At 68.7% G+C, this 15,590-nt stretch carries 15 protein-coding genes; 8 read left to right on the top strand and 7 right to left on the bottom strand.

Annotated elements, in window-relative coordinates:
• Positions 1-19: 19 nt before the first annotated feature.
• Positions 20-1,912 carry a potassium transporter Kup gene (locus tag ACYVGE_RS11595; RefSeq protein WP_460730570.1) on the top strand — a complete coding sequence of 631 codons (1,893 nt, stop codon included), beginning with the start codon at positions 20-22 and terminating at the stop codon, positions 1,910-1,912.
• 87 nt (positions 1,913-1,999) lie between these two features.
• Positions 2,000-4,108 carry a M13 family metallopeptidase gene (locus tag ACYVGE_RS11590; protein ID WP_460730033.1) on the top strand — a complete coding sequence of 703 codons (2,109 nt, stop codon included), beginning with the start codon at positions 2,000-2,002 and terminating at the stop codon, positions 4,106-4,108.
• 70 nt (positions 4,109-4,178) lie between these two features.
• Here the strand turns inward: ACYVGE_RS11590 and ACYVGE_RS11585 are convergent, their stop codons facing one another.
• Both ACYVGE_RS11585 and ACYVGE_RS11580 read right to left on the bottom strand, forming a co-directional pair.
• Positions 4,179-4,883, bottom strand: a complete 705-nt coding sequence (locus tag ACYVGE_RS11585; protein ID WP_460730030.1) for an SGNH/GDSL hydrolase family protein — start codon at positions 4,881-4,883, stop codon at positions 4,179-4,181.
• 163 nt (positions 4,884-5,046) lie between these two features.
• On the bottom strand, positions 5,047-5,862 hold the full coding sequence (locus tag ACYVGE_RS11580; RefSeq protein ID WP_460730028.1) for an MBL fold metallo-hydrolase: 816 nt from the start codon (positions 5,860-5,862) through the stop codon (positions 5,047-5,049).
• A gap of 94 nt (positions 5,863-5,956) precedes the next feature.
• Here ACYVGE_RS11580 and pdxR point away from each other — a divergent pair, with 94 nt between their 5' ends.
• Complete coding sequence (pdxR, locus tag ACYVGE_RS11575; RefSeq protein ID WP_460730026.1) at positions 5,957-7,435, top strand: MocR-like pyridoxine biosynthesis transcription factor PdxR; 1,479 nt, start codon at positions 5,957-5,959, stop codon at positions 7,433-7,435.
• 22 nt (positions 7,436-7,457) lie between these two features.
• Here the strand turns inward: pdxR and ACYVGE_RS11570 are convergent, their stop codons facing one another.
• From ACYVGE_RS11570 to ACYVGE_RS11555, 4 genes are all read right to left on the bottom strand, one after another.
• A complete protein-coding gene (locus ACYVGE_RS11570; protein WP_457096179.1) occupies positions 7,458-8,363 on the bottom strand; it encodes a ParB/RepB/Spo0J family partition protein in 906 nt (301 codons plus the stop codon).
• Positions 8,360-9,166: a ParA family protein gene (locus ACYVGE_RS11565; RefSeq protein ID WP_460730024.1), complete on the bottom strand. Its 807-nt coding sequence runs from the start codon at positions 9,164-9,166 to the stop codon at positions 8,360-8,362. Before ACYVGE_RS11565 ends, ACYVGE_RS11570 begins: the two co-directional genes overlap by 4 nt.
• A 202-nt stretch (positions 9,167-9,368) precedes the next feature.
• The gene (gene rsmG, locus ACYVGE_RS11560; protein ID WP_460730022.1) at positions 9,369-10,022 is read right to left on the bottom strand and encodes a 16S rRNA (guanine(527)-N(7))-methyltransferase RsmG; all 654 of its coding nucleotides are present in this window, start codon (positions 10,020-10,022) and stop codon (positions 9,369-9,371) included.
• 29 nt (positions 10,023-10,051) lie between these two features.
• The gene (locus ACYVGE_RS11555) at positions 10,052-10,657 is read right to left on the bottom strand and encodes a 4'-phosphopantetheinyl transferase family protein (RefSeq protein ID WP_460730020.1); all 606 of its coding nucleotides are present in this window, start codon (positions 10,655-10,657) and stop codon (positions 10,052-10,054) included.
• Between the two features lie 98 nt (positions 10,658-10,755).
• Here ACYVGE_RS11555 and ACYVGE_RS11550 point away from each other — a divergent pair, with 98 nt between their 5' ends.
• Entirely contained in the window at positions 10,756-12,138 is a 1,383-nt protein-coding gene (locus ACYVGE_RS11550) for an AMP-binding protein (RefSeq protein ID WP_460730019.1), read from the top strand.
• 231 nt (positions 12,139-12,369) lie between these two features.
• Positions 12,370-12,642 carry a GlsB/YeaQ/YmgE family stress response membrane protein gene (locus ACYVGE_RS11545; RefSeq protein WP_310054585.1) on the top strand — a complete coding sequence of 91 codons (273 nt, stop codon included), beginning with the start codon at positions 12,370-12,372 and terminating at the stop codon, positions 12,640-12,642.
• 87 nt (positions 12,643-12,729) lie between these two features.
• Here ACYVGE_RS11545 and xth read toward each other — a convergent pair whose 3' ends face one another.
• Positions 12,730-13,524, bottom strand: a complete 795-nt coding sequence (gene xth / locus ACYVGE_RS11540; protein WP_460730016.1) for an exodeoxyribonuclease III — start codon at positions 13,522-13,524, stop codon at positions 12,730-12,732.
• Between the two features lie 56 nt (positions 13,525-13,580).
• Between xth and ACYVGE_RS11535 the strand changes: the two genes are divergently transcribed.
• The 3 genes from ACYVGE_RS11535 (at position 13,581) to ACYVGE_RS11525 (ending at position 15,498) form a co-directional block, all read left to right on the top strand.
• A complete protein-coding gene (locus ACYVGE_RS11535) occupies positions 13,581-14,135 on the top strand; it encodes a gamma carbonic anhydrase family protein (RefSeq protein WP_460730014.1) in 555 nt (184 codons plus the stop codon).
• Between the two features lie 80 nt (positions 14,136-14,215).
• Positions 14,216-14,785 (top strand): RDD family protein, encoded by a 570-nt coding sequence (locus ACYVGE_RS11530; RefSeq protein ID WP_460730012.1) that lies wholly within the window; start codon positions 14,216-14,218, stop codon positions 14,783-14,785.
• A 29-nt stretch (positions 14,786-14,814) separates the two neighbouring features.
• Entirely contained in the window at positions 14,815-15,498 is a 684-nt protein-coding gene (locus tag ACYVGE_RS11525) for an RDD family protein (RefSeq protein ID WP_457096188.1), read from the top strand.
• Positions 15,499-15,590 lie beyond the last annotated feature (92 nt).

Here is a 15,590-nt window from a genome sequence, read left to right as displayed (position 1 = left end):
AACATACGTGAACACCGCCATCACCCACTCCGTCTTCGAGCATGGCAGCGAGCGCCAGGCGAGCTTCCGCGCGATGATGCTGGGCGCCATCGGTGTCGTCTTCGGCGACATCGGCACCAGCCCGCTGTACACGATCAAGGAAGCGTTTTCGCCGCACTACGGCCTGTCGCCCGACTCCGCCACCGTGCTCGGCATCCTCTCGCTGGTGTTCTGGTCGCTGGTCATCGTGATCACGGTGAAGTACGTCGCGGTGATCATGCGTGCCGACAACGAGGGCGAAGGCGGGATCATGGCGCTGACCGCGCTGGCCCAGCGCACGCTGTCGCCGAAGGCGGCATACGTGATCGGCATCCTCGGCGTTTTCGGCGCCGCGCTGTTCTTCGGCGACGGCGTGCTGACGCCCGCGATCTCGGTGCTGTCGGCGGTGGAGGGCCTGCAGGTGGCGGCGCCGGCGCTGCAGAGCTGGGTGCTGCCGATCACGATCGGCGTGCTGCTGGTGCTGTTCGCCACCCAGCGCTTCGGCAGCGACTTCGTCGGCAAGGCCTTCGGGCCGGTGATCGTGGTGTGGTTCCTCGCACTCGCGGCGATCGGCGTGCACAACATCAGCGCGAATACCACGGTGCTGCACGCATTGAACCCGTGGTGGGGCCTGCGCTTCTTCCTCGCCCACGGCTGGCACGGCCTGTTCATCCTCGGCGCGGTGGTGCTCGCGGTCACCGGCGGCGAAGCCCTGTATGCGGACATGGGTCACTTCGGCCGCCGGCCGATCCAGTACGCATGGAACTTCATCGTGCTGCCTGCTTTGACCATCAACTATCTCGGACAGGGCGCCCTGCTGCTGGCCGATCCCCACGCGGTGGAGAATCCGTTCTATCTCGGCGTGCCGGCGTGGGCGCTGTATCCGATGGTGGCACTGGCCACCGCCGCGACCGTGATCGCCTCGCAGGCGGTGATCAGCGGCGCGTATTCGGCGACGCGCCAGGCCATCCAGTTGGGCTACCTGCCGCGCATGGCGATCCGCCACACCTCGCAAGCCACGATCGGGCAGATCTACGTTCCGTCGATCAACTGGCTGCTGATGCTGGCGGTGATCGCCACGGTCGTCGGTTTCGGCAGTTCGACCGCGCTGGCCACGGCGTACGGCGTCTCGGTGACGGGCACCATGCTGATCACCAGCATCATGCTGATCGTGGCGATGCGCGCGCGCTCGGCGCTGCCGGCGTGGCTGTTCTGGCCGCTGGCCACGCTGTTCGTCCTGGTCGACGTGGCATTCCTGTCGGCCAACCTGGTGAAGTTCTTCGATGGCGCGTGGTTCCCGATCGCGCTGGGCGTGCTGGTGTTCATCGTGCTGCGCACCTGGGGCCGCGGCCGCAAGCTGCTGCAGGCGGAAATCCTCAAGGACGGCATCCGCCTCGACACCTTCCTGCCGGGACTGATGCTGGCGCCGCCGACGCGCGTGCCGGGTACGGCGGTGTTCCTCACCGCGCAGCGGAACATCGTGCCCAGGGCGCTGCTGCACAACCTCAAGCACAACAAGGTCCTGCACGAACGCAACGTGCTGTTGACGGTGGAGACGCGCGCCGTTCCGTACGTGCCGGCGGGCGAGCGCCTCAGCATCGACGCCATCGGCGACGACTTCTACCGGGCCATCGTCCGCTTCGGCTTCATGGAGACACCGGACGTGCCGCTGGCGCTGATGCGCTCCGGCGACTGCGGCGCGCTGTGCTTCGACCCGATGGATACGACCTATTTCGCCAGCCGCGAAAGCATCGTCGCGCGCCCGCGCCGCGGCATGCCGATCTGGCGCGACTGGCTGTTCGCCTTCCTCCACCGCAATGCCGCGCCGGCCACGGATTTCTTCCGCATCCCGACCACGCGCCTGGTCGAACTGGGCGCTCCGGTGGAAATCTGAACGGTGTCGCGGTTTCGTGCCTTCCTGCACATGCAATGGCGCGCCATCCGGGCACCATCGCGACTTCTCCAGTGACTCCAGACGGCCATGCACCTGAACCGCAACCTGTTGAACCGCAACCTGTTGTTCCTCGCGCTCGCCTGCAGCCTCGCCGCGTGCAAACCCGCCTCCAACGAAACCGCGACCCCGGCCACCCCCGCGGCCACGGCCGCCGTGGCACCGGCGATGGGCGTCGACCTCGCCGGCATCGACAAGAACGTGAAGCCGGGCGACGACTTCGACGCCTACGCCAACGGTGCGTGGCGCAACGCGGCGCAGATTCCCGACGACCGCTCCAGCATCGGCACCGGCTACGAGGTGCAGAAGAAGGCCGAGCAGCGCAATGCCGACCTGATCAAGGGGCTGGCCGCGACCAACCCGGCCGCCGGCACCGACGCGCGCCGCATCGCCGATTACTACGCCGCGTACATGGACGAAGCCGGCATCGAGGCGCGCGGGCTGGAACCGCTGAAGCCGGAACTGGCGAAGATCGATGCGATCGCGTCCAAGACCGACCTCGCGCGCGTGCTCGGCAGCGGCCTGCGCGCCGACGTCGATCCGCTCAACGCGACCAACTACCACACCGAGAACCTGTTCGGTCTGTTTGTCGCCCAGGGACTGCAGGATCCCGAGCACAACGTCGCCACGCTGATGCAGGGCGGCCTGGCGATGCCGGATCGCGAGTACTACCTGTCGAACGACAAGGAGATGGTGGAGACGCGGCAGAAGTACCTCGAGTACGTGACCGCGCTGCTCAAGCTCGCCGCCGTCGAGGATGCCGACGCCAAGGCCAAGTCGGTCGTCGCGCTCGAGACCAAGATCGCCAAGGCGCACGCCTCCATCGTCGACACGCAGGACGTGCACAAGGCCAACAATCCGTGGGAGATGTCCGCGTTCGCGAAGAAGGCGCCGGGCCTGGATTGGACCGCGTATTTCACCGCCGCGGGCCTGTCCTCGCAGAAGACGATCGTGGCGTGGCAGCCGGCCGCGATCACGCACCTGTCCGCGCTGGTCGGCAGCGAACCGCTGCAGGCATGGAAGGATTACCTCACCTTCCACGCGCTCAACCACAGTGCCGGTCTGCTGCCCAAGGCCTACGCCGACCTGGGCTTCGGCTTCTACGGCACCACGCTGCAGGGCACGCCGAAGCAGAAGGAGCGTTGGAAGCGCGCGCTGGATTCGACCAACAACGCCCTGGGTGACGCGGTCGGCAAGCTCTACGCCGAGAAGTATTTCCCGGCGTCTTCGAAGGCGCAGGTCGAGGGCATGGTGAAGAACATCCTCGCCGCCTTCGGCGAACGCGTGGACACGCTGGAATGGATGACGCCGGAAACCAAGGCCAAGGCCAAGGCGAAGGCGGAGACCATGCGCGTGGGCGTGGGTTATCCGGAGACGTGGCGCGATTACGCGGCGCTGGAGATCCGCGCCGACGATCCGCTCGGCAACCGCCTGCGCGCCGAAGCGCAGGAATACAAGCACCAGGTCGCCAAGCTCGGCGCGCCGGTCGACCGCGGCGAGTGGTGGATGACGCCGCAGACGGTGAACGCGGTGAACCTGCCGCTGCAGAACGCGATGAACTTCCCCGCCGCGATTCTCGAAGCGCCGTACTTCGATCCCAACGCCGATGCCGCCGCCAACTACGGTTCGATCGGCGCGGTGATCGGCCACGAGATCAGCCATGGCTTCGACGACACCGGCGCGGAGTTCGACGCGCAGGGCCGCCTCGCCAACTGGTGGACGCCGGAGGATGCCAAGCACTTCAAGGCAGCCACGGCCAAGCTGGCGGCGCAGTACGACGCCTACGAGGCCCTGCCGGGCCTGCACATCAACGGCGAGCAGACGCTGGGCGAAAACATCGCCGATGTCTCCGGCCTGACCATCGCCCACGAGGCCTACAAGAAGTCGCTCGGCGGCAAGGAAGCGCCGGTGATCGACGGCCTCACCGGCGACCAGCGCTTCTTCCTCGCCTTTGCGCAGTCGTGGCGTTCGAAGATGCGCGACGCCGCGCTGCGCCAGCGCGTGCTCACCGACGGCCACTCGCCGGGCCGCTGGCGCGCGCAGACCGTGCGCAACATCGATGCGTGGTACGACGCCTACGGCGCGAAGCCGGGCGAGCAGCTGTACCTGGCGCCGGCGGACCGGGTGAAGATCTGGTAAGCCACCGCGTCACTGCTTCAACAGAAACGGCCGCATTGCGGCCGTTTCTTTTTTCCGGGTACGCATCGCGCTAGCACCAGCGGTTCACGATTCGCCAGGACAGGTGCTGCGCCCACCACGCGTAGGCGTCGGGGGCGGGATGGAAGCCGTCGGAAGCGATGAAGCGACCTTCCGGCACGTAGCCGGGGTCGACGAACTCGCAGCGCGGGTTGCGTTGCACTCGGTCGAGCGTGAGCTGGTTGAGGTGCGCGCTGCGCTTGCCCAGGTACCAGCCCAGCGGATGCGGCAGCGCCGGGAAGTACTGCATCGGGGGGATGCAGGCGAACAGCAGGTGCCGCACTTCGAACTCCATCGTCAGCAGCTCCACCAGCTGGCTTTGCATTTGCAGCCAGCGGCGCGCGCTGGTGCCGCCGGTGACGTCGTTGACGCCGACCGAGAGCACGGCGACATCGAAGGCCTGGCGCGGCGCGGCGTCGAGCTGTTGCACCAGGTCGGCGATGGCGATGCCGGTGCGCGCCATCAGCTGCCAGGACACGCAGAAGTGGTGGGCGAGCCCCGAGACGAGCCGGCCGGAAAGCGCGGCCGCCTGGGTCGCGGCGCCCACGCCGGCGGCGGCGGAGTCGCCGGCGATCAGCAGGCGCAGCGGCCGGCCTGCGCCGGTCGAGCCCTGGCGTGGCCCCGGGGGCTCCGGCAGTCGCGGGGTCACCCGGCGTGTGTATGCAGCCTGCGCGAGCAGCACAGGGGCCAGTCCGATTGCAGCAAGCCGGTAGGCCATGACGGCTGCTCCTCATACGCAGCGAAACATACGCGGCAGAACCGGCGAGCCGCACCAGATGCGGACTCGCCGGGTTTATCCGGGTAAACGTGGTTTGCCCCGGCAAGCGGCATTTTCGTCCGGCCGGCGCGAAGGTCCGGTCAGCGCTGCCAGGTCGTGCCCCTCACGCCGCGATGGCCCGCAGGTAACGCGCAAACGATGCATCCACGGCGGCACGGGCGCCGCCGATGATGTTGCGCTGCCAGGTGTAGCCGAACACGTCGTCGAAGTCGTAGCCGGCGAGCAGCGCCTGCATGTGGTGCACGTCGGACGGCTTCATCGGCATGTAGTTGGGATAGCTGTACATGAAGGCGACGTGGCGGCGATCGGACGCGACCTGCAGCGCATCGCCCGGCAGCAAGGTCGCGCCGCGCGGTCCGCGCTTCCAGTGCAGCGCGGTGCTGCCCTCGAAGTGGCCGCCGACGCGCAGCAGGGTGACATCGCCCGACAGCCTGAGTTCGTCGCCGCGCCAGAAGCGGATGTGCTTCGACGGCCGCTGTACCCAGGCCTGGTCGGCTTCATGCAGCAGGATGGGGATTCCACCGAGCGCTTCGCTCCATTCCACCATCGACGTGTAGAAGTGCGGATGCGAGATGACGATACGGTCGATGCCGCCGCGCGCGCGCAACGCGTCCACGGCTTCGGCGGTGACCAGGCTGACGCATTCCCACAGCACGTTGCCGGCATCGGTCGGCAGCAGCAGCGCGCGTTGCGGGATGGCGAAGTCGCCCGGCAGGCCGATGCCGAGCAGGCCGTCGTCGTCCTCGAGGCGCAGGCGGTACTTCCCGGCGAGCGCGGCGTGGGTGGTCCAGCGCTGTCCGTTCCATCCGACGTACTGGCGTTCGTCCTCGCACACGACGCAGCGTGCCGGCGGCGCGGCCGGTCGCGAGGGTGATTCCGCGTACTGGGTGCCGCAGGTCTCACAGAGAAAGCAGGTCATGGCGGGGTCTCCGTACGTGTCACGAAAGGCGGGGCTTGGTGCCGCGATGGGCTTACCGTAGGCTTGGACTGGCTCTGGAAGCAGGCCAGTAACGATGAGTGCGCAGGAACCAGTCTTCGAGTTCCCCATCCACTTCGACGAGGGTGGCGGCAGCGGCGGCCAGCACCAGCGCACCCGTCGCCTGCACGAGCAGCTGCGCGCCGCGATCCTCGACGGACGCCTTGCCGCCGACGCGTCCCTGCCGTCGACGCGGCAGGTGGCGGCGGGCCTGGGCATCGCCCGCAACACGGTGATCGCCGCCTACGACCTGCTCATCGCCGAGGGCTATGTGCTGCCGCGCCCGGGAGCGAAGGCCGTGGTCGCCGACGTCGCCATGCGCATGCACACGCGCGCGCAATCGCGGGCCGACGCCGGCGCCGATGCCCGGCTCAATCCGCAGTGGCGCCAGCCCGTGGGACTGGCGTCGCCGTCGCGTTCGCTGCCACCGCGCAACTTCCGCCTCGGCGTGCCCGACCATCGCCACTTCCCCCACGCGATCTGGCGCCGGCTGATGGCGCAATCGCTGCGCGCATGGTCGAAGACCGCGTTCGGCTATCCGCCATCGGAGGGCATTCCGGTGTTGCGGGAGGCGATCGCCAAGCACGTCGCGTTCGCGCGCGCCGTCGCGTGCACGGCGGAAGACATCGTCGTCACCTCCGGCGCGCAGCAGGCCTTCGACCTGCTCGCGCGCCTGCTGGTAACGCCCGGGGAAACCGTGGTGGCGGTGGAGGAGCCCGGCTATCCACCGGTCCGCGCCGCGTTCGCCGCCGCGGGCGCGAAAGTGCTGCCGGTGGCCGTGGACGACGAAGGCTTGTGCGTCGAGCGCCTGCCGCCGGGCGTGCGCGTCATCAGCGTGACGCCGTCGCACCAGTCGCCGACCGGGGTGGCCTTATCGCTGCGCCGCCGCGCCGCGCTGCTCGACTACGCGCGCGAGCACGACGCGGTGATCATCGAGGACGACTACGACGGCGAGTTCCGCTACGGTGGCCGTCCGCTCGACGCGCTGCAGATGCTGGACCGCGAGGCGCGCGTGTTCTACGTCGGCACGTTTTCCAAGAGCCTGTTCCCGTCGCTGCGCAAGGGTTTCGTGGTCGTGCCGGCGTGGGCGCGCGAGGCCTTCATCGCGGTGAAGCACATCGCCGATTCGCACTGCGACACCATCACCCAGTCGGTGCTCGCCGCCTTCATCCGCGACGGCCACCTGGCGCGGCACGTGCGGCGGATGCGGCCGGTGTATGCGGCCCGGCGCGAGGCGTTGCTGGCAGGCCTGCGCACCGAACTGGCGCCGTGGCTGGAGCCGATTCCGTCGGAAGCCGGCCTGCACCTTGCGGCGCGCATCCGCGATCCGAAGCAGGCCAGTCGCATCATCGCCAAGGCGCGGCAACACATGCCCGGCGTGCAGTCGATCGCCGAATACGCCGCGGCAACGCCGGAGCAGCCGGCGCTGGTGTTCGGTTACGGAGTGATCGACGAGGAGGCCATCGCGCCGGCACTGCGGCAGCTGCGCGAGGCGCTGGAAGGCGGCGCCTCTTAAAACGGTTTTAACTCGCGTCGCTTTAGTCGGTCTTGGCGCGCAGGCGTTCCAGCACGCCGTCGAGCGAGTCCAGGTCGCTGTAATGGATCACCAGGCGGCCCTTGCCGCCGCGGCCGTGCAGCACGTTGACCTGGGTGCTGAGCGATTCGGACAGTTCGCGTTCGAGCGCGGCGATGTCGGCCTGCGGCTTGGGCTTGACCGGCTTGGCCTTGGCGTTGCCTGCGCCCATCACCTTGCCGGCGGCGAGCAACTGCGCGCGGTGCTCGACTTCGCGCACCGACCAGCCGTTGTCCGCGGCCTGGCGGGCGAGCGCGATCGCGGCCTGCGGTGCCAGCGTGAGCAGGGCGCGGGCGTGGCCCATTTCCAGCGACTTGGTTTCCAGCAGCACGCGGATCTCGACCGGCAGTTCCAGCAGGCGCAGCAGGTTCGATACCGCCGCGCGCGAACGGCCGACCGCGTCGGCGGCCTGCGCATGGGTGAGGTCGAATTCGTCGATCAGGCGCTGCAGCGCGATCGCTTCTTCCAGCGGGTTGAGGTCCTCGCGCTGGATGTTCTCGATCAGCGCCATCGCGACCACGGTGCGGTCGTCGACTTCGCGGATCACTACCGGGATTTCGGTGAGGCCGGCCAGTTGCGAGGCGCGCCAGCGGCGTTCGCCGGCGATGATCTCGTAGCTCTTGCCGCCGAGGTCGCGCACGACGATGGGCTGGATCACGCCCTGCGCCTTGATCGATTCGGCCAGCTCGCCGAGCTTGCCCTGGTCCATCGTGCGGCGCGGCTGGTACTTGCCGGGCGTGAGCGAGTCGACCGGCAGCGTGCGCAGCATGTCACCGGGCTGGGCTTCCAGCGGCGGCACTTCGGCCGCGGCCTTGGGGCCGAGCAAGGCTTCCAGCCCGCGGCCGAGGCCGCGCTTCTTGGCCGTGCTCATGCCGCCGTCTCCGGCACGGCCGCCTTCGCGGCCTGGTCGCGCTCGCGCTGGCGGCGCAGCACTTCACCGGCGAGGCCCAGATAGGCGATACCGCCGCGGCTGGCCCTGTCGTAGCCGACGATGCTCTGGCCGTGGCTGGGCGCTTCGGCCAGGCGCACGTTGCGCGGCACGATGGTGCGGAACACGCGGTCGCCGAAGTGCTTGGTCAGTTCCGCGGAGACCGCATTGGCGAGGTTGTTGCGCACGTCGAACATGGTGCGCAGCACGCCTTCGATCTCCAGTTGCGGGTTGAGCCGCGCCTTGAGCGCGTCGATGGTGTCGAGCAGGGCGCTGATGCCTTCCAGCGCGTAGTACTCGCACTGCATCGGCACGACGATCGAATCGGCGGCGGTCAGCGCATTGAGCGTGAGCAGCGACAGCGCCGGCGGACAGTCGATCAGGATGTAGTCGTAATGCACGCGCAGCGGCGCGAGCGCGGCCTTGAGGCGCTGCTCGCGATCGGGCTCGCCCATCAGGCTGATTTCGGCCGCGGTGAGCTCGATGTTGGCCGGCAGCAGGTCGAAGTCCTCGGCGGTGCGCTTGAGGATCTTGGAGGCATCGGCCTCGCCCAGCAGCACGTCGCAGATCGTCTCATCGATCTCGCGCTTGTCGATGCCGCTGCCCATGGTCGCGTTGCCCTGCGGGTCGAGGTCGACCAGCAGGACGCGCTTGGGCGTCTTGGCCAGGGCAGCGGCCAGGTTCACGGCGGTAGTGGTCTTGCCGACTCCGCCTTTCTGGTTGGCGACAGCGATGATGCGGGCCATGCGGCTCGTTGCCTCGGAAATACGGTGGTTGGCCGCAAGGACGGCCGGACCGGGATTATGCGTTATCACAGGCGCGGAACGCGCCGCGATAACCGCCGCCGGTGCAACCGCCCTGCCGGTCGGTAAAACGCCGGCGGCGCGGGCGCGTGTTCAGGCGCTGGGCGCGCATCAACGCTTCGAATTATGAGAAGCCGGTCACAGATCAGCCGGCGCTGCTGCGCTGGACGACGATCAGATGGCGTTCGGCATCGACGCCAGGCACGCGCAGCGGGTGCGACGCCGCCAGTCCCCAACCGGCGGGCAGCGCGGCGATCTCGTCGGCGGGATACACGCCCTTCATCGCCAGCAGGGTGCCTTCCGGCTTCAGCAGGTGGCCGCCGAGTTCCAGGATCAGCGGCAAGGTCGCCAGCGCGCGCGCGGTGATCGCATCGAAGGTGCCGGGTTCATCCACGGCTTCGATCCGAGCTTCGGCCACGCGCACATCCTTCAGGCCGAGCTGGCGCACGGCCTCGCGCAGGAAGCGCGCCTTCTTGCCGTTGCTCTCGACCAGGGTCACGTGCAGGCCCGGCTTGACGATAGCCAGCGGGATGCCGGGCAGGCCGGGGCCGGTGCCGAGGTCGGCGAGGTGGCCGCCACGGCGGGCGAGGTCGTCGACGAAGGGATGCATCGCCAGCGAATCGAGCAGGTGCTTGCCGACCATCTCCTGCGGATCGCGTACGGCGGTGAGGTTGTAGGTCTGGTTCCAGCGCGCAAGCAGGGCGAGATAGGCCAGCAGCGGTTCGGCCAGCGTCGGCGCGAGGCCGAGCTCGCGCAGGCCGGCCTCGAGGGTGGGGCGCAGGGTGGCGGGCAGGTTCATCGCGAAAGTATGACTGGCGCGGCGCCGGCTCAGCGCCAGGCGAGGGCGGCGACGTAATCCGGTGCAGGGGTGAATTCGTGCAGCGACCAGTCGCGCGCGGCGCCGAGGCCGGCGTCGCATTCGACCAGCACCAACGCGGCGCCGGCTTCGGCGAAGCGCAGTTTTTCCAGGCCGAACGACAGGCCATGCCCATGCGCCTTCAGTACCGCCTCCTTCGCGCACCACAGGCGCAGGAAGGCGAGGTCGCGCACCGCACCGGCGGCGAACGACGCCAGCCAGTCGTGCTCGGGCGCGGTGAAGAAGCGCTGCGCCAGCTCGAGTGCGCGCGGTCGCGGGCGAACGCGTTCGCAGTCCACGCCCAGCTGCACGCCTTCGCCCAGCGCGATCAGCAGGCCGTCGCCGCTGTGGCTCCAGCTGCAGTCGAAGCCCTCCTGCGGCGGTCCCAGGCGCGGGCGGCCGCGCGGTTCGCGGCCGAGGTTGAGCGCATCCGGGGCCACGTCCAGCGCCGCGGCCAGCCAGGCCTTGGCCACCGGATCCGTGGGCGTGCCGTGCGCATGCGCATGCCAGCTCCAGCGCAGGGGGCCCTGGGCCGGGAACTCGGTGGTGACGGCCGATGAAGGCATTTCGACGGGCATTGACGCGGGTGCCGGTACCATAGCGCAGGGGAAAGCGACCCAGGACGGGTTACGCGCTCCAGGGGGCGCGGTTCGAACACGCATTGTCCGGGAAACGCATGTCGGCAGTTGTACAGAGCATCACGGGGTTGTTGCATCGCCATGAAGCCACCGCCCTGACCAGGGGGGCGGCGGCGCGCCTGTTCGCGTTCGACGCGGCGGGAGCGATCGACCTGGGTCGTTTCGCAGGCGAGGTGCGCGCGGTCGCCGACCTGCTGCCCGACGCCCGCTTCGCCATGAACCTGTGCGAGGACCGCTACCGCTTCATGGTCGCGTTGTGCGCCGCGGCGCTGCGTGGACAGACCACCCTGTTGCCGCCGTCGCGCGCGGCGGCGGTGGTGGAGGATGTGCTGGCCCAGCATCGCGACAGCTATGTGCTCGGCGACGCTCTGATGCAGGGCGACGCCGCGATGGCGGCGAGCCACCGGCATTGGCAGCTGCCACCCACGCTGCCATGGCGCGACGGCGAAGCGCTGGAGATTCCCGAGGACTTGCAGCTGGTGATCGGCTACACCTCGGGCAGCACGGGACGGCCGAAGCCGAACCCCAAGAGCTGGACGTCGTTCCGCGCCAGCACCGCACAGAACCTGGCGGCGCTCGACGACCTGCTCGACCCCGCCGCCGTCACCCCGCTGGTTGCCACGGTTCCGCCACAGCACATGTACGGCATGGAGATGTCGGTGCTGTTGCCGCTGCTCGGACCCGTCGCGGTGCATGGCGCACGTCCTTTCTTTCCCGGCGACATCGCACGCGCGCTGCGCGACGCGCCCTCCGCGCCGCTGCTGGTCACCACGCCGGTGCACCTGCGCGCGCTGGTGGAATCCGATGCCTCGTTGCCGCCGCTGCGCGGCATCGTCTCGGCCACCGCGCCGCTGTCGCGCGAACTCGCGCTCGCGGCGGAGCAGCGCTTCGCTTGCGAGGTGCGCGAAGTGTTCGGTTCCACCGAGACCTGCGTGATCGCGCGCCGCCGCACCGCGCACGAGTCGGCCTGGACGCTGTTGCCCGGCGTGCAGCTCACGCCACAGCCCGACGGCACGGCGGTGCAGGGCGACCACCTGGCCCATGCGGTGGTGTTGGCCGACCTGGTGGAAGTGCACGACGACGGGCGCTTCGAACTGCGTGGACGCAATGCCGACCTGATCGAGATCGCCGGCAAGCGTGCTTCGCTCGGCGATCTCACCCGGCGCCTGCTGGCCGTGCCGGGCGTGCGCGATGGCGTGGTGTTCCAGCTCGATCCCTGCCCCCGAACGGGGGTGGCGCGCATCGCCGCCCTGGCGGTCGCGCCCGGGTTGCGTGAAGCGCAGGTGTTGGCCGCGCTGCGCGAACACGCCGACCCGGTGTTCCTGCCGCGTCCGTTGCGGCTGGTGGATGCGTTGCCGCGCAACGAAACCGGCAAGCTTCCGCGCGCTGCGCTAGCGGTCCTGCTGCGCCACGAGGATTGATTGGCGTCGGGCGGCCGTTGTACTGGTTGTTGCGCTGCGCTTTTTACGTTTTTTTCATTACGCGCAAACCCCTGCAAAGCCGGTTCACACCACTGACGCTGCCATCACGTTGCGGCGCACAGACTCGCTTTGCCCACGATACAAAGGCACCGGTTTCCTCATCGGATTCCCTCTCATCGGGGTTTCCTCGTCGGATCCCCCACACTCGCAGCTGGAAGGAGAACGCACATGATGGGTTTCATTATTTGGCTGATCGTCGGCGGCGTCATTGGCTGGCTTGCGAGCCTGGTCATGAAGACGGACGCCCAGCAGGGCCTGTTCCTCAACATCGTGGTCGGTATCGTCGGCGCCTTCCTCGGCGGCTGGATCGGCAGCATGCTCGGCATCGGCGGCGGCGACATCAACAACGGCGCCTTCAACCTGACCAGCCTGTTGCTGGCACTGGTGGGTGCGATCGTGTTGCTGGCCATCATCAATCTGTTCCGGCGCGGTCGCGTGCGCTGATCGCACGCTCGCGCGGTATGCAAAGGCCCGGTATCCCCGGGCCTTTGTTTTTGTATCGGGTTTGCCGGCGCGCTCCGGCGTGTTGCGTCAGGCCAGCTCGACCCACACCGGCGTGTGGTCGCTGGGGCGCTCGCGCTCGCGCGGCGCGGTATCGATGCCGGCGGCGACGCAACGCGCGCGCAACGCCTCGCTGACCAGCACGAGGTCGATGCGCAGGCCCCAGCCGCGCTGGAACGCCGCCAGGCGGTAATCCCACCAGCTGAAGTGGCCGCCGTCCTCGTTATGCAGGCGGAAGCTGTCGTGCAGGCCGAGGTCGAGCAGGCTGCGCAGCGACTCGCGTTCCGGCGTGGAGCACAGGATCTTTTCGCGCCAGCGCTTGGGATCGTGTACGTCGCGGTCGTCGGGTGCGATGTTGAAGTCGCCGAGCACGACCAGGTTCGGATGCTGGCGCATTTCCTCGCGCAGCCACTCGCGCACCGCGGCGAGCCAGCGCAGCTTGTACTCGAACTTCTCGCTGCCCACGGCCTCGCCGTTGACCACATACAGATCGACGATGCGGATGGCCTGGGCCGGATCCGTGGATCCGGGAGCGCCGATCGTGGCGGCGAGCACGCGCTTCTGCGGATCGTCGAAACCGGGAATCGCGGTGACGCATTCGCTGGTGAAAGGCAGGCGGCTGACCAGGGCCACGCCGTTGTAGGTCTTCTGCCCGCAGAACACGCTGCGATAGCCCAGTTCGGCCAGTGCGGCGTCGGGGAACCTGCTGTCCTCGAGCTTGGTTTCCTGCAGGGCGACCACGTCCGGCGCGAAGTCCTGCAGCCATTGCTGCAGGTGCGGCAGGCGCACGTTTAGCGAATTGACGTTCCAGCTGGCGATTTTCATGGCCGGCAGTGTAACGCGGCGGTTTTCGCTTCCGGCGCGAGTCGTACAATTGGCGCATGAACATCGTGCCCATGAACGTCCGACCCTACCTCGACAAGATGCCGGTTCTCGGCGAGCGCAGCTACGTCGACCCCGCCGCCACCGTGATCGGCGACGTGATCCTCGGCGAGGATGTCTCGATCTGGCCCGGCACCATCGTCCGCGGCGACGTCAACTTCATCCGCGTTGGCGCGCGCACCAACATCCAGGATGGCACCGTGGTGCATGTCAGCCACGACGGCCCGCACGCCAAGCTCGGCGGCTTCGCCACCGTGATCGGCGAGGACGTGACCATCGGCCACAAGGCGATCATCCACGCCTGCCGCATCGAGGATGCGGTGTTGATCGGCATGGGCGCGATCCTGCTCGACGGCGCAGTGGTGAAGAAGCACGGTTTCGTCGGGGCCGGTGCCCTCATCGCGCCCGGCAAGGTGGTTGGCGAGGGCGAGCTGTGGCTGGGCAACCCGGCGAAAAAGGTACGCATGCTCAGCGACGAGGAAATCCAGGCGCTGTATTACTCCGCGCAGCACTACGTACGCCTGAAGAACCAGTACCTCACCGGCGCTGCCTGACGGCGCGTCGCGCGCACGGGTTCCTCTCGGCCAGTCTCTGCGGCTAAAGTCCGTCCAGGGAACACTCACCAAGGGGAAACATGGATCCGTACAACACCGCGGGTGCGCACGTGCCTGCCCAGCCGCCGGCGATTCCACCAGCGATCCCGCCGGCCAATCCCTATGCGGCGCCGGCCGCGCGTCTCGCCGAGGCGTACGGCGACGTTGATTTCGTCACATCGTCGCGCGGTGCGCGTCTCGGTGCGGTCATGCTCGACGGGCTGATCGTGGCCGTGCCCGCCATGCTCGTGGCGATGATCCTCCCGGCGCTGGGTAGCGGGTCCAGCGGGCGGTCGTCGGCCGCTGCGTTCGTGCTGTTCAGCCTGCTCGGAATGGGCTTCATTGCCTTCATAGCCATCCAGTTGGTGCTGCTGCATCGCCATGGGCAGACCATGGGCAAGAAGCTGGTCGGCATCCGCATCGTGCGCTCGGACGGGAGTCGCGCCGGCCTGGGCCGCATCTTCCTGCTGCGCTCGCTGGTGCCGGGCCTGATCGGTGCAATCCCGCTGCTCGGAGCGGTCTTCGGCCTGCTCGATCCGTTGTTCATCTTCGGCGCCGACAAGCGCTGCCTGCACGACATGATCGCGGACACGATCGTCGTCGACGCCTGATTTCGAACGACTGATCCCCTCGACGCCTGATGCTCGACACCTACCGCGAAGTAGTCACGCCCGAAGGCGTGGCTCTGCACCTGCCTGCGGCCGGGCCGGTGCCGCGTGCGCTGGCGTGGGCGATCGACCTGGCCATCCGCATAGGGGTGCTGATGGTCGCGAGCATGGTGCTGGCGATGCTGGGCACCGCGGGCTTCGGGCCGTATGCCGTGCTGATGTTCGTCGTGTTCTGGTTTTACCCCGTGCTGTTTGAAGTCCTGGATCGCGGCCGCACGCCGGGCAAGCGCGCATTGGGCCTGCGTGTCATCGCGGCCAACGGCGCGCCGGTGGGCTGGCTCGCCGCCTTCACCCGCAACCTGCTGCGCACGGTGGACATGCTGCCGTTCGGTTACGCGACCGGACTGGTCGCCAGCCTCACCGATCCCTGGGGCCGGCGCCTGGGCGACATGGTCGCGGGCACGCTGGTGGTGCACGACGCGCGCCCGCACGAACCGCAGGCGGCGCCGGTGGGCGCAGCGCTCGCGCCCGCCGTACCGTTGCGACCGCACGAACAGGCGGCGCTGGTCGCCTTCGCCGAACGCGGGCCGCAGCTCACGCAGGAACGCCAGGTCGAGCTCGCCGATATCGCCGAGCCGCTGGTGCAGGCCCGTGGCCCGCTCGCTGTGGCACGCCTGTACGGCATCGCGAACTGGCTGCTGGGAAGGCGGGGCTAGGGCCTGCTAATGCTTATGGCACATGTCGCATTGCCCCTCGGTGGCCGTCAGGTGGCGTTGCGCAGCGCAGCGCCTTGCTGCCTGCAAGGTCA

This window comes from Lysobacter rhizosphaerae (assembly GCF_054779795.1).
The sequence above is the reverse complement of the archived record's forward strand: the minus strand, read 5'-3'. Positions and strand labels throughout refer to the sequence as shown.

What these genes read in the sequence shown, in the direction of transcription:
- ACYVGE_RS11590 (WP_460730033.1), top strand. Translation starts at nt 2,000, where the DNA reads ATGCACCTGAACCGCAACCTGTTGAACCGCAACCTGTTGTTCCTCGCG.
- ACYVGE_RS11525 (WP_457096188.1), top strand. Translation starts at nt 14,815, where the DNA reads ATGCTCGACACCTACCGCGAAGTAGTCACGCCCGAAGGCGTGGCTCTG.
- pdxR (WP_460730026.1), top strand. Translation starts at nt 5,957, where the DNA reads ATGAGTGCGCAGGAACCAGTCTTCGAGTTCCCCATCCACTTCGACGAG.
- rsmG (WP_460730022.1), bottom strand. Translation starts at nt 10,022, where the DNA reads ATGAACCTGCCCGCCACCCTGCGCCCCACCCTCGAGGCCGGCCTGCGC.
- ACYVGE_RS11570 (WP_457096179.1), bottom strand. Translation starts at nt 8,363, where the DNA reads ATGAGCACGGCCAAGAAGCGCGGCCTCGGCCGCGGGCTGGAAGCCTTG.
- ACYVGE_RS11530 (WP_460730012.1), top strand. Translation starts at nt 14,216, where the DNA reads ATGGATCCGTACAACACCGCGGGTGCGCACGTGCCTGCCCAGCCGCCG.
- xth (WP_460730016.1), bottom strand. Translation starts at nt 13,524, where the DNA reads ATGAAAATCGCCAGCTGGAACGTCAATTCGCTAAACGTGCGCCTGCCG.
- ACYVGE_RS11565 (WP_460730024.1), bottom strand. Translation starts at nt 9,166, where the DNA reads ATGGCCCGCATCATCGCTGTCGCCAACCAGAAAGGCGGAGTCGGCAAG.
- ACYVGE_RS11550 (WP_460730019.1), top strand. Translation starts at nt 10,756, where the DNA reads ATGTCGGCAGTTGTACAGAGCATCACGGGGTTGTTGCATCGCCATGAA.
- ACYVGE_RS11535 (WP_460730014.1), top strand. Translation starts at nt 13,581, where the DNA reads ATGAACATCGTGCCCATGAACGTCCGACCCTACCTCGACAAGATGCCG.
- ACYVGE_RS11585 (WP_460730030.1), bottom strand. Translation starts at nt 4,883, where the DNA reads ATGGCCTACCGGCTTGCTGCAATCGGACTGGCCCCTGTGCTGCTCGCG.
- ACYVGE_RS11545 (WP_310054585.1), top strand. Translation starts at nt 12,370, where the DNA reads ATGGGTTTCATTATTTGGCTGATCGTCGGCGGCGTCATTGGCTGGCTT.
- ACYVGE_RS11555 (WP_460730020.1), bottom strand. Translation starts at nt 10,657, where the DNA reads ATGCCCGTCGAAATGCCTTCATCGGCCGTCACCACCGAGTTCCCGGCC.
- ACYVGE_RS11580 (WP_460730028.1), bottom strand. Translation starts at nt 5,862, where the DNA reads ATGACCTGCTTTCTCTGTGAGACCTGCGGCACCCAGTACGCGGAATCA.